The 12,048-nt window shown below is 39.9% G+C and carries 11 protein-coding genes and 1 riboswitch; of the genes, 1 reads left to right on the top strand and 10 read right to left on the bottom strand.

All coding sequences use genetic code 11. The annotated features are described in order from the left end of the window. Nucleotides 1-12: 12 nt before the first annotated feature. Genes BCOA_RS27475 through BCOA_RS27465 form a run of 3 tightly spaced genes read right to left on the bottom strand, consistent with a single transcriptional unit; the run spans nucleotide 13 to nucleotide 2,694 of the window. On the bottom strand, nucleotides 13-1,272 hold the full coding sequence (locus BCOA_RS27475) for a methyl-accepting chemotaxis protein (protein WP_014097274.1): 1,260 nt from the start codon (nucleotides 1,270-1,272) through the stop codon (nucleotides 13-15). A 37-nt stretch (nucleotides 1,273-1,309) separates the two neighbouring features. Then, on the bottom strand, nucleotides 1,310-2,308 hold the full coding sequence (locus tag BCOA_RS27470; RefSeq protein ID WP_014097273.1) for a 3-oxoacyl-[acyl-carrier-protein] synthase III C-terminal domain-containing protein: 999 nt from the start codon (nucleotides 2,306-2,308) through the stop codon (nucleotides 1,310-1,312). A 26-nt stretch (nucleotides 2,309-2,334) separates the two neighbouring features. Then, a complete protein-coding gene (locus BCOA_RS27465; RefSeq protein ID WP_014097272.1) occupies nucleotides 2,335-2,694 on the bottom strand; it encodes a hypothetical protein in 360 nt (119 codons plus the stop codon). 99 nt (nucleotides 2,695-2,793) lie between these two features. Next, a riboswitch (cyclic di-GMP riboswitch) is annotated at nucleotides 2,794-2,878 on the bottom strand. A gap of 682 nt (nucleotides 2,879-3,560) precedes the next feature. Here BCOA_RS27465 and BCOA_RS27455 point away from each other — a divergent pair. After that, entirely contained in the window at nucleotides 3,561-4,889 is a 1,329-nt protein-coding gene (locus BCOA_RS27455) for a replication-associated recombination protein A (protein ID WP_014097270.1), read from the top strand. Between the two features lie 1,115 nt (nucleotides 4,890-6,004). Here BCOA_RS27455 and BCOA_RS27450 read toward each other — a convergent pair. The 7 genes from BCOA_RS27450 to arsB form a co-directional block, all read right to left on the bottom strand. Then, nucleotides 6,005-7,783: an ABC transporter ATP-binding protein gene (locus BCOA_RS27450; RefSeq protein ID WP_014097267.1), complete on the bottom strand. Its 1,779-nt coding sequence runs from the start codon at nucleotides 7,781-7,783 to the stop codon at nucleotides 6,005-6,007. Next, the gene (locus tag BCOA_RS27445) at nucleotides 7,783-8,382 is read right to left on the bottom strand and encodes a MarR family winged helix-turn-helix transcriptional regulator (RefSeq protein WP_014097266.1); all 600 of its coding nucleotides are present in this window, start codon (nucleotides 8,380-8,382) and stop codon (nucleotides 7,783-7,785) included. Before BCOA_RS27445 ends, BCOA_RS27450 begins: the two co-directional genes overlap by 1 nt. A 577-nt stretch (nucleotides 8,383-8,959) precedes the next feature. Continuing rightward, nucleotides 8,960-9,541, bottom strand: coding sequence for a GrpB family protein (locus tag BCOA_RS27440; RefSeq protein ID WP_014097264.1), 582 nt, complete (start codon nucleotides 9,539-9,541; stop codon nucleotides 8,960-8,962). Nucleotides 9,542-9,652: 111 nt separating this feature from the next. Continuing rightward, nucleotides 9,653-9,871 carry a hypothetical protein gene (locus BCOA_RS27435; protein WP_014097263.1) on the bottom strand — a complete coding sequence of 73 codons (219 nt, stop codon included), beginning with the start codon at nucleotides 9,869-9,871 and terminating at the stop codon, nucleotides 9,653-9,655. Nucleotides 9,872-10,010: 139 nt separating this feature from the next. Continuing rightward, nucleotides 10,011-10,271: a hypothetical protein gene (locus tag BCOA_RS27430; RefSeq protein WP_014097262.1), complete on the bottom strand. Its 261-nt coding sequence runs from the start codon at nucleotides 10,269-10,271 to the stop codon at nucleotides 10,011-10,013. Between the two features lie 297 nt (nucleotides 10,272-10,568). Beyond that, nucleotides 10,569-10,970, bottom strand: coding sequence for an arsenate reductase ArsC (locus tag BCOA_RS27425; protein WP_014097261.1), 402 nt, complete (start codon nucleotides 10,968-10,970; stop codon nucleotides 10,569-10,571). Nucleotides 10,971-10,979: 9 nt separating this feature from the next. Beyond that, nucleotides 10,980-12,038, bottom strand: coding sequence for an ACR3 family arsenite efflux transporter (gene arsB, locus BCOA_RS27420; RefSeq protein WP_014097260.1), 1,059 nt, complete (start codon nucleotides 12,036-12,038; stop codon nucleotides 10,980-10,982). Nucleotides 12,039-12,048: the final 10 nt, after the last annotated feature.

Below are 12,048 nucleotides of genomic sequence, written 5' to 3'. Positions count from 1 at the left end.
GAAACTTGCTATTTATAAACTAAACTTCTGGAGAGACTCATTTATTTTATGGGCTAATTGATGCTGGTGGTCTACCATTTCTGCCGTTTCTTTCATTGCCAGTGACACTTCGGAAATATTAAATGACATTTCCTCCGTACCCGCAGCGGATTGCTGGCTTGTGGAAGATACATGTTGTATCGCCTTGTTGACTTCCTCAATTGCGTTTGCCATGTCATTCGAAGCCTGGGCGATTTCAAGCGACATACGGTCTAAAAATTCCGCATCGTGTTCATACTGTTCCCCTATACGGACCATTTTTTCATAATCGGGATTCACTTTAGTGTCTACATAGTCCAGAATTTCTTTTGAATGATGAATAAGGTTTGAAAAGGCTTGCTGGACCTGGCTAGTGACCACCCGGATATTTTCAACCGATTGGGTGGATTGTTCAGCCAGCTTTCTGATTTCTTGAGCGACTACTGAGAAACCTTTTCCTGCTTCCCCTGCCCTTGCCGCTTCGATCGATGCATTTAAGGCAAGGAGATTGGTCTGATTCGCAATGTCTCCAATCGTATCAGCCAGCATTTTGATTTCCTCCACAATTTCCGCTTGTTGAATGGATTTCAAAATATTCTCCGCTTTTTCCGTATAAATTTGATTGGAAGAGCCTGCAGATGCTGTTGCTTCCTCTCTTACTTTTGTCCCGCGTTTCTTAATTTCCTGCGCGATATTTTTTCCTTCATTTGCTTTTTCTGCTAATTTCTTCGTTGAACTTTCAATTTGTTCAGCAGATGCGCCAATTTGCTGCGTACTTGCACTTAGTTCCATTGCGCCTTGCTCCATCTCATTTATCGTTTCTTTCACATCTTCCATCACATAAAACAATTCCGTCATGGTTGCCGATAATTCATCTGAATTGGCATCTACACGATCTATTCCTTTTTTTAAATCTCCAACCAGATTTCGCATATTGCTTGTTGCATTATTTAAGAAGTTAGAGATCGTGCCAAATTCATCTGCGCCTAAAATTTCCAGCGATTCAGCCAGGTTTCCCGACTCCAGGCTGGAAGCGTATTGCTTCATTTTTAATAACTTCCCGGTTAACCGGAAAGATGACCATAAACCTACACCAAGATAAAGGATTGCGGCAACAGACACAAACCAAATGGTTAAGTATTGGGGGATGATGAACATGCTGCCAACCAACAAAATGCCAATGAGAATATAAGGCAGGATAACGGTTTTGATTTGGCCCATTGTAATGGCTTTGGACAATTTTTTAATTCCCATGGTACGGCTCCCTTCATTTGAAACAGATTCAATACATTTAATGTTTATACAACATGGCACAAGCAGAAGTTCCCGCACCAACCGACCAAAATATGGCATAGCTGCCCCTCGTTATCCGGCCGGTGCTTACAGCTCGTTCAAAAGCCATAAACGGGCTAGCGGCTCCTGTATAGCCATATTCCGTGCCCACAATTGGGAACTTGCTTATGTCTTCTTTGAAGATTTCCTGGATTTTGTATATATTTTTCCGTGACAATTGGGAAAAGCAAAAAGCCTGAATATCCTTCGCGGTTAAATGATTCCGGCTGAGCAATTTTTCAACAAGCGCGGCAGTAGACAGAAAAGCATTGTCATTGTTTACATTCTCCCATTTTATTTTTCTATTCTTTTGTTCGGCTTTTCCCTCAACCAGTTGGGATACGCCACAAGCCGGAAAAGTAATTTTATCAATTGATTCTGTGTTCACTTGATAGGCTGAGTCGATAAACCCTGTTTTAACATGATGGCTTTTTTCCAGCAATACTGCAGCGGCCCCGTCTCCGAAACTGGCATATGTAACCGCATCCCCCTCGTTTGCAAAGCGGTGCATTTGCTCGGAGCCCACGACAAGCGCACGCTTGATATGCGGATTTGCGAGCATATTGCGGCTTACTTGATCCACTGCTACCACCATTCCGACACATGCCGCATTCATATCATAAACAACAGCTTCTTCTTTTCCGCCCAAAGATTGATGAATGGCAACCGCATTCGGTGGCCAAAAGTATTCAGGTGTCCCTGATACAAATACAATCATATCGAGATCCCGGCCGGCCAACCCGCTTTTTTCCAGCACTTTCTTTGATGCTTCCACCGCCATTGTTAAAGTGGTTTCAGTTTTATAATCTGCTATGTATCTGTTTTCTCTGCCAAGCGCTTGCAAAAGTCTTGTAATATCTTTTCCTTGCTGGCGAAAATGGGCCAGGTAATAATCGTTATGGCGCACCTTTTCAGGATGATAGACAGAGACTTCTCTTATTGTCACACTCGAATCCATTTTTACTTAACTCCTTCAAGCTGTTTTTAACGTGAAAGTTCCAATCCCGCTTGTAAACTATTGATAAATTCACCCGTAAAATTCACTTTTTTCGCGATTCTCTTCAGCTGTAAACGCGGCGTCACCCTTTTCGGTGTAATCATCAGGATTTTTTTAAATCCTAAACTCATATACAACGCATAGCTCTTTTCAAGCACCGGCAAAATTTCGGGCTTAAATGTCCTTAAATCGGATGAATCCACAATTAACGAATAATTTTTCACATTAATTTTTGAAACTTCTTTTTTTAAATCGTCTACAAACGTAGATGCCTTTTCTGTTGCGGCAAATCCGCCTAATGTAATGATAAAAGCTTTATGCTTGTTATCTGTTTGAAACTGTGCCATCCTTGCTTCCTCCTGCTTGTTAAATGAAGTTCTTCACATTTGATATCCGCACAACGAAAAAAGGACTAATCCCCTACCGATTAGTCCTTTTGATGTAAAATCGGTAACTGGCTGACATGGTCATCTGACTTTAGTCCCTTTAGCTTTGCGTCTCCACCTTTCGATGAATTTGCCTTTTTCAATTTTTATTGGAATTTTGCCGGAAAGCATGGAAATCCTGCCAAGTATTTCCACAGCCTTTATCATTATATAAATATATTATTATGTATGTCAATAGAATCATTTTTCGGACTGCATTAAGCATAATTGCCGCATTTTTTTGAAAAAATGAATGAACCGGCTTTCATAGTTTTAAAATTGTGGATAACTTCAAATGAGATTCATATGACATGGTCGTTTTCCAAGCAGCCAAAGTCCCGGAAGGTCTCATCCTTTCCCAAAACTGCAGAAAGAGGCAGCCTGCTAAAATTTGTAGTTTCAACGCATATTTGATTTTTGAGATAGAGGTGATATCATTCACCTTAAAGGTGCCCTCCTTTCTGGTTGGCTTTTTTGCTGTTCGGGGCCCACCTTTTCATTTTAAGCTTCTGTTTTACTTTCATCATTCAGGTCTATAACAATAATGAAACGGTATCGCCTTTTTCATTTGGTGATATTATCTGCCAACACTATACCAAGCAAGACATTAATCAAAACAGCATGAATCAAATTGGCGCTTTTGACCTTGAACTCGAACAGGGAACAAATCGATACATTTGCGAATCAGGGTTATTCTAAAATAACCATTGAGTTAGATATTTTGGTCGGGATCATAAGCAGACAAAAAGAAGCGTAATGGGAAAAGTTTTTACAAGGAGGGAGTAACCTTGAGGCAAACTTCTTTATTTGAGAACGACAATGACCAAAACCGTCCCTTGGCCACGCGAGTACGTCCTAAAAATTTAGACGAATTCGTTGGACAAAAGCACCTGATAGGTAAAGGAAAAGTGCTTAGAGAAATGATTGAACATGACCGTCTTTCTTCCATGATCTTCTGGGGTCCCCCCGGCGTAGGCAAGACAACATTGGCGAAAATTATTGCAAATCAAACGCAATCGGAATTTATTAATTTTAGTGCTGTTACCAGTGGGATTAAAGATATTCGAAACGTTATGAAAGAAGCTGAAGAACGCCGGCAATTAGGCGAAAAGACAATTTTGTTTCTCGATGAGATCCACCGATTCAATAAGGCACAGCAAGATGCCTTTTTACCGTATGTGGAGAATGGTAGCATTATCCTTATCGGCGCAACCACTGAAAATCCGTCATTTGAAGTCAATTCGGCCTTGTTATCGAGGACTAAGGTTTTTGTCCTACATAAATTAACGAGTAGTGAAATCGTGGAATTATTAAAACAGGCCATTGTAAATCCCCATGGGTATGGCCTTCAAAAGATTGAAATTGAAGATCAAACTTTATTGGCCATTGCAGAATTTTCCGATGGGGACGCCCGTACTGCGTTGAACACGCTGGAAATGGCTGTTTTAAATGGGCATAAGCAGGAGGATACCATCATCATCAGGAAAGAAGACCTTTCCCAAATGATCAACAGAAAATCATTATTGTACGACAAAAATGGTGAGGAGCATTATAATATTATTTCTGCCTTGCATAAGTCGATGCGAAATAGCGACGTGAATGCGGCGGTCTATTGGTTATCACGGATGTTGGAAGCCGGAGAAGATCCGCTGTTTATTGCGCGAAGATTGGTCAGATTTGCAAGTGAAGATATCGGTTTAGCCGACAATCGGGCTTTAGAAATTGCGGTATCTGTTTTTCAAGCATGTCAATTTATTGGTATGCCTGAATGTAATGTACACTTAACCCAAGCTGTCATTTACCTTTCACTGGCACCAAAATCTAATTCAGCATATTTAGCTTATATGAGCGCAAAGAAAGATGCACTGAACTCAATGAATGAACCTGTTCCCCTCCATTTACGCAATGCCCCTACCAAATTGATGAAAGATTTAAATTACGGAAAAGGATATAAATACGCGCATGATACAGAAGAAAAATTAACAACGATGCAGACGATGCCGGATTCGTTAGCAGGGCACGCGTATTATCATCCGACAAATCAAGGTTCAGAGGCCAGATTCAAACAAAGACTTGAGGAAATCTCAGAATGGCATAAAAGGAACCGTAAATCGTAGTGTGAACGAAGATGTTCGATCGTAAAAAAACCATTGTGAGGCAATCTTTATGATTCAGCTGTTGAATGTTTTTGCCATCCAAAAATAGCCGAAAGTTGACGGTGTTGCCTGTCACTTTTCGGAAATTATCGCGTTTCGACATACTCCGGAAAGGGGTAGATACCCTTCATTTGGATCTTCTGATTAGATTACTGGTATACAATTTACTCGAAATCTTTATTGGCAAAATGAAAAGCATCCACTCATTTGGATGCTTACTTTTTTAAAATATTCAAATTGCTTATATATCTATCATTTTATCCAAAGTGAAAGGAAACCCATATCCTTTCGTGGTGTTTTGTTGGATATTCAAGCAACATTTTCACTTAAATGATGTTCAGCAACCATAATGAGTAAGAAGACCTTCATATCGTTTCCCGTTACGATTGATAGGATTGCTTGATTATCCGAATTTCAAATTAACCCTCCCCCTTAATATAGGTGGGGGATTTTCGCGAGTACCACTACGTTTAGAAAGTGTGTAGCAGCTTCTATTGTCTTCTTTACAGAGCATCCCGTCATTACCTTTTCTGCCTGTCCCAGTATTTTTTTCGGGCCCACACAACTAATAACCCAGCAGCCACGACAAGCAAAGAAACATCCACTATTTTTTCCATCATACTATTGGCCCCCTATACTACCCCTTCCAGCCTAATTCCCAGTTTACCTTTTTTATTGTGATTCACTCTGTTCAAGATAAGATACTGGTGGAAGGCTTTCCAATTGATTGTCAGCTTCAGAATTTGAATGATTCATTCTATTTCTGAGACTTTTCTTATTCTTATTACAATTGTAATGCATCCGTTATTCAAATGCGAGTTTTGTATGCTAAATAAATATAAATTTCTAAAAAAAGAAAAAGGCTTATTTTGACCGAATGCTCTTGAAACGAGAAATTTGAATTTGGGGAAAAGGAGGATCATGATGGCTATTTTCTTCCAAGGACTGGCTTACTTTTCTTCAGACTCCACCAAAGATCCAGTACCATTGAACCATATTTTCTTAAATCCTTCATCCCCCAAAAAATTTCACCCCAATGAAAAAAGCATTTTTTACACTGTATCGTGAATACTTCTTTACATGGCCGGTGTATCTACCTTAAATTGTTCAGCGACATATTTCGCATACGTTTCATGCGTACGTACCAATTCATCATGTGTACCTGATCCTGTGACTTGACCTTTTTCAATAAAGTAAATCTTATCGCTGTCCACAATGGTTGCCAAGCGGTGGGCGATGACTAAAGTCGTACGACCTTTCATCAAGTTTGTTAAGGCTTCTTGGACTTTCATCTCTGACTCACTATCAAGACTGGCAGTGGCTTCATCCAGCATTAAAATCTTGGGGTTGCGCAAGAAGGCCCGGGCAATGGCAATACGTTGACGCTGGCCGCCGGAGATTTTCACACCGCGTTCCCCCACTTCTGTTTCAAGCTTGTCAGGCATTTCTTCAACAAATTTGCGTGCAAAGGCTAGATCTAAAACGTTCCAAAGTTGTTCATCCGTAAATGTACCATCTAATCCGTAAGTCAAATTGTCACGGATTGTACCGGCCATAATCGCAGAATCCTGTGAAACGTATCCGATTTGACTGCGGTAATTTGTTAAATTGATCTCTTCAATTTTCACATCTCCAAATTTGATTGATCCGCTTGTAGGTGCATAGAAACGTTCAAGCAAACTAAAGATTGTCGATTTGCCACCGCCGGAAGGACCTGCAAAAGCAATGATTTCATTTGGATTTGCCGTAAAGGATACATCTTTCAGAATGGGTTCATCCGGCGCATCTTCGTAGGCAAAATCCACATGTTCCACTGATAAGGTTTTACCAGCCAAATCCAATTCAATGCCTTTCGTAAAATCTTCCGGTTCTTCAGCAAGCAATTCTTGTACACGGCGCGTTGAACCGGCAGCCTTTGCCATTTCTGAAAATAGAGTTGCAATGACCGGCATGGCCCCAATCAAGTTAAACAAATACATCAAGAAGCTCATTAATATGCCGATTTGCATCTCACCAATTGCAATCCGGTGCATCCCATAAGCAAGAAGCCCAAACACCATACTCATAAATACCATCATCATGATAGGTTGCATCGTTGCATCAAAGACCGCTTCTTTTTTCCCAACTTTAAACAGTTTATTTATTTCTTTATTGGCACGAACTTGCGCTTGCTTTTCTGCATTTGAAGTTTTTACCAATCGGATTTCACTTAATGTTTCACTCGCAATCCCATTAAATTGAGCCATTGCCTCTTGACGGATATGTCCTATTTTCGTTCCAAATGCCATAATCGGTATCATGAGGATCACGACGACCGGCACCGCTACAATCATGGCTGCAGTCATGTGCCAGTCCATCTTGAACATCATGTATACTGTCCCAATAACTGTAATGATGCTCGCTAATGTTTGTGGAAATGTCACCGCCAGCAATTGTTTAACTTGTGCAGTATCGTTTACCAGGCGACTTGAAATTTCACCAGCCTTGACAGTGTCAAAATAGCTCACTTTCAAAGTGGTTAACTTTTGCCACAAGCTTTTCCGCAAGTTTTGGATTACATTTTCTCCAAAAATCCCCAAAACTGTTCCGCCAACTGCAGAAACAATGGCTGAAGTGACAAATAGTGCTACGACTTTCCCTAATAACCCATAGTCAATTCCTTTTGAAAAATGATTGACAAGAGATGACGCTAATTTTGGCACATAAATTTGGATACCGGATGAAACAATCAGCAACAAGACACCCATTGCCAGCAAAAGATATTTCGGTTGCGTCGTTTTGATGAGTTTTATAAATTGTCCAATTGAAAATTTGGTTTGATCTTTACGGACTGAACCATCGAATCCTCTTTCCATTATCTTTTACGTCCTTTCTTCCAGCCATCAAATCCGCCGCCCATGAATCCGCGGCCGCCAAACCCACCAAACCCGCTGCGTTCCAACATTTGTTCTCGTGCACGACCGAAACGGGCACTCATTTTCCCAAAAAGTTCCCAGCGTTTATCATTGCTGAAGACTTCGAGGAGCTTATCCTGAAATGCTTCACTTGAAATATTGGAAACCATGCGTTCAAGATATTGATCTAACATTTCAAGCTCGTCCTCTGCAAATCCTTGGAAGAGGACATCTTTTAGCGTCGTTGAAATGGAACTGCGCTCTTTTAAGCTTTCACGGCCTTTATCTGTAATTTTTACAATCGTTACACGGGAATCTTGCTCGGATTTTTCACGCCGGGCAGTGCCGGCTTCTTCAAGTTTCTTGATAATTTGCGTCACACTTGACGGCTTAATATCAAGCACTTCAGAAATGCGGCCCGCTGTCACATTTTCTTCCGCTGCCAACAACTTCAACGTTTCAAAAGCATTATCTGTTTTTTCTTCTACTTCATTTACAAAAATGAGAAATGGCTGATGCGTAATTTCCAATAATTTGTCCAGAATTTCATCTTTTTTCATTTTAGAACCTCCAAGGATATTTATTTAGTTTTCATTTTTGTTAACAAGGTAAATAATATACCAGATTATTTTGTTTGTCAATATAAAAACTAAGTAAAAAATAGGAGAACGAAAGGATCCTCGGGAAAAAGCAGGGATGACAGCGTTTGGACAAAAAAAGACCCTGAAATCGGAATGTTTATGATCCCGAAAACAGGGCCTGTTTGTTAAAAATTTAATATCCTCAATCGCAACAGATACTAGAGGCAAGTGAGCAGCCTAAGGAATTTCATACTTTTCTTTGCACGCCTAGATATGGCTTTATTTCTTCATTATTCGTGTTAAAAATGTATAACTCCCGGTTTTGATTTTCCACATGCAGTATTTTATACATGCTGCATTGCCGTTTTCAAAGTGATCAATGACTGATATTTCCTCGATGATTCTTTCTTTTCCTCTTGTTATGGATTTTAACGCTTCTACTAAGACACAGCCTCCTTTCACCATCGATATTATCAAAGGATTCATTTTTCCATCCGATTATCTGTGCATAGTTTAGTAGACTCGTATTATTGCGTATGATCATAATATTCTGATACTAAATATTAGCATTCGCTCGTTCCATGATTTCCTGGACTATTGACGTTTTGGCATCCGCATAGTGCTGGACATGCCGCCACTTATTCTTCGCCAAGCTTCGCTTGACTTGCGCATATTTCTCCCGGTCACTCTCATTAGACCGTAACCAATCTCGAAAGCGTAACATTCTATCAATCTCAGGTGTGCCTGAACTGAACACATGCAGGTTGATATCCGTATCGGGTCCTTTGAACATGCGGTGTTCGAACCACTGAGGTTCCCGAATCCGCAATGTATAGCCAGCTGATTCCAATACCGGAACATAGGAAGGCTCGTCAGCATAGTCCTCAACAACCAGTAGCATGTCGATAATTGGCTTAGCACACAACCCCGGCACCGAGGTCGAGCCAACATGTTCAATCTGCAGCGTTTTGTTGCCGAGTATGGAACGAATCCGATCAGCTTCCTGCTCAAACAGTTTAGGCCAGTTCGGATCGTATTCGACGAGAGTAATGTATGAGTTATGAGGTTTCAGCTTGCCCAACGTGAGCTTCTGAAGTTCTTCATCACTCCTATGTGAGGAGTTATTTTCAGATAGCATTATATCGCACTCCTTTACTGTTTATTGTTGAGGTTTCAGTTTTATCTTCTTTGCTATATAAAATACATGGCTGTAATAATCCGATAGCTAATTCTCCGGATATACATTAACCTAGTACTGCGAGAATTCCTCTGGCCTTGTATCGGCTAGCCATAAGATTTCAGAAACAGCCATGTATCCCTTATCCTTCAAATATATTCTCCACAGGGACAGCTCCTTTTCAAAACCATGTTGTAGATAGCCCCCCTCAGACCATATCACGTCAAAAGAATGATTATTATCAAAGGTCAATTTATCCATTAACATTTCTTTAGCTGCTATACGGTCCATGAGGTTATTCTCCTTGGCTTTTTCATAACTTTTTCAAAAAAATTCTAAACACTTGGAAAGGGATGGTGTGACTTTAAAAGATCAGGACTTTATTTTTGGGGCACATCTACTAAAGGCAAGTGATCAACCATATGAAATTTCATACTTTTCTTCGCACTCCTAGATATGGCTGCTCAATTACCTTTATTTCTTCATTATTCGTGTGAAAAATGTATAACTCCCGGTTTTTATTTTCCACATGTAGTTTTTTATACACTTTCCATGCTGCATTGCCGTTTTCAAAGTCATCAATGACTGACATTTCCTCGATGATTCTTTCTTTTCCTCTTGTTTCGGATTTTAATGCTTCCACTAAGACACAACGTTCTGGAAAATGTTCACGAACTTCAGACCATTTCATACATATGCGCCTCCGGTTTCATAAATGATTTTTATCAAATTAACCCAGAAAAGGAATCCGTATTGGCTTTTAACATCTTTCACATCTGTTATGGCCTTAAGTGAATAGTCCTATTTCTGACCCTTGACATCGATACCACACACTCCACGTGCAACGAGCGGGGTGGTTTGATGTCTTTTACATTATCGGTAGTCGGAAACACGTCATCTCCACTTTTTGCACTATCGGTAGGCGGGAACATATCGACATATATAATTATAACGCCAACTACTAGATTTGTAATTGGCGTTATAATTATTATGACTTTAGTTTTGCTTTTAACTCTTTTATTTTTGTTTCTATAGTTGATATTACTTTTTTAAATTCCTCATCACTCTTACCTGTAGGATCATCCAACCCCCAATCTTCCCTGTGTTTACATGGAAGGTAAGGGCATTCCACATTACACCCCATTGTAATAACAATATCTACTGGAGGTATTTCATCAAGCAACTTTGAATGTTGAGTTTTCTCCATATCTATATCATAAAGCTCTTTCATTAGACGCACAGCATCCTGGTTAATTTGAGGTTTTGTTTCTGTGCCAGCAGAGTAGCTTTCAAATATATCTCCTGCAAAGTGCTTACCAAGTGCCTCGGCTATTTGGCTTCGACATGAATTATGAACACATATAAATGCAACCTTTAGTTTATTACTCATTGGCCATACCTACTTTCTTGATTTTTCTGGAAACCAGTGTCTTGTATTATTCGCTATCTTTACTAATATCAACATAACAGGCACTTCTGTTAGAACTCCTACAATGGTAGCAAGTGCAGCTGGGCTTTGAGTTCCAAACAATGCAATCGCAACGGCAACTGCCAGTTCAAAAAAGTTAGAGGCGCCAATCATGCCAGCAGGCGCTGCTATCTCATGAGGAAGTTTTATAGCCTTGCTTGCTAGATATGCAATGAAAAAGATTAGGAAAGTCTGAATAATTAATGGTATAGCAATTAAAACAATATGCAGTGGATTATTCAGAATTACATCGCCCTGGAATGAAAAGATTATTATTAATGTTAGCAATAGACCTATGGTGGTGACATTCCCAAACTTCGGTATAAAGCTATTCTCAAAGTAATCGAGTCCTCGCCTTTTTGTGATGTAATTACGGGTAATTATGCCACCAGCTAGCGGGATAACAACAAACAATACTACAGATAAAATAAGAGTGTCCCAGGGTATGGTTACGCCGCCCACACCTAGAAGAAACGCAACTATAGGCGTGAAAGCTATGAGAATTATAAGATCATTTGTTGCCACTTGCACGACGGTATAAGCTGCGTTGCCTTTGGTCAAATAACTCCATACAAATACCATCGCTGTACACGGTGCTGCTCCAAGAAGTATTGCTCCCGCAAGATAGTCTTGTGCCAATTCTGCCGGAATTAGAGATTTAAAAATTACAAAGAAAAACAGCCATGCAATGCCGAACATAGTAAATGGCTTTATCAACCAGTTGGTTATCCATGTAACAAAAAGTCCCTTGGGATTTTTGCCTACATTTCTAATACTTTGAAAATCTACTTTTAGCATCATTGGATATATCATAAGCCAGATTAAAATCGCCATTGGTATTGATACATTTGCATATTCAAAACGTCCTAAAAACGCTGGTATTCCAGGTAAAAACTTTCCAATCAATACCCCTGCAAACATACATAAAATAACCCATACGGTTAAGTACTTTTCAAAAAATCCAATTCCACTATTTTGTTCCTTACTCATGTTAAATCAA

It is taken from the genome of Heyndrickxia coagulans 36D1, assembly GCF_000169195.2.
GTDB classification, from domain to species: domain Bacteria; phylum Bacillota; class Bacilli; order Bacillales; family Bacillaceae_C; genus Weizmannia; species Weizmannia faecalis.
The sequence above is the reverse complement of the archived record's forward strand: the minus strand, read 5'-3'. Positions and strand labels throughout refer to the sequence as shown.

Bases quoted from the DNA above. Each gene is read 5' to 3' on its own strand.
- BCOA_RS27475 (WP_014097274.1), bottom strand. From the start codon at position 1,272: ATGGGAATTAAAAAATTGTCCAAAGCCATTACAATGGGCCAAATCAAA.
- BCOA_RS27470 (WP_014097273.1), bottom strand. From the start codon at position 2,308: ATGGATTCGAGTGTGACAATAAGAGAAGTCTCTGTCTATCATCCTGAA.
- BCOA_RS27465 (WP_014097272.1), bottom strand. From the start codon at position 2,694: ATGGCACAGTTTCAAACAGATAACAAGCATAAAGCTTTTATCATTACA.
- BCOA_RS27450 (WP_014097267.1), bottom strand. From the start codon at position 7,783: ATGGAAAGAGGATTCGATGGTTCAGTCCGTAAAGATCAAACCAAATTT.
- BCOA_RS27445 (WP_014097266.1), bottom strand. From the start codon at position 8,382: ATGAAAAAAGATGAAATTCTGGACAAATTATTGGAAATTACGCATCAG.
- BCOA_RS27440 (WP_014097264.1), bottom strand. From the start codon at position 9,541: ATGCTATCTGAAAATAACTCCTCACATAGGAGTGATGAAGAACTTCAG.
- BCOA_RS27435 (WP_014097263.1), bottom strand. From the start codon at position 9,871: ATGGACCGTATAGCAGCTAAAGAAATGTTAATGGATAAATTGACCTTT.
- BCOA_RS27430 (WP_014097262.1), bottom strand. From the start codon at position 10,271: ATGAAATGGTCTGAAGTTCGTGAACATTTTCCAGAACGTTGTGTCTTA.
- BCOA_RS27425 (WP_014097261.1), bottom strand. From the start codon at position 10,970: ATGAGTAATAAACTAAAGGTTGCATTTATATGTGTTCATAATTCATGT.
- arsB (WP_014097260.1), bottom strand. From the start codon at position 12,038: ATGAGTAAGGAACAAAATAGTGGAATTGGATTTTTTGAAAAGTACTTA.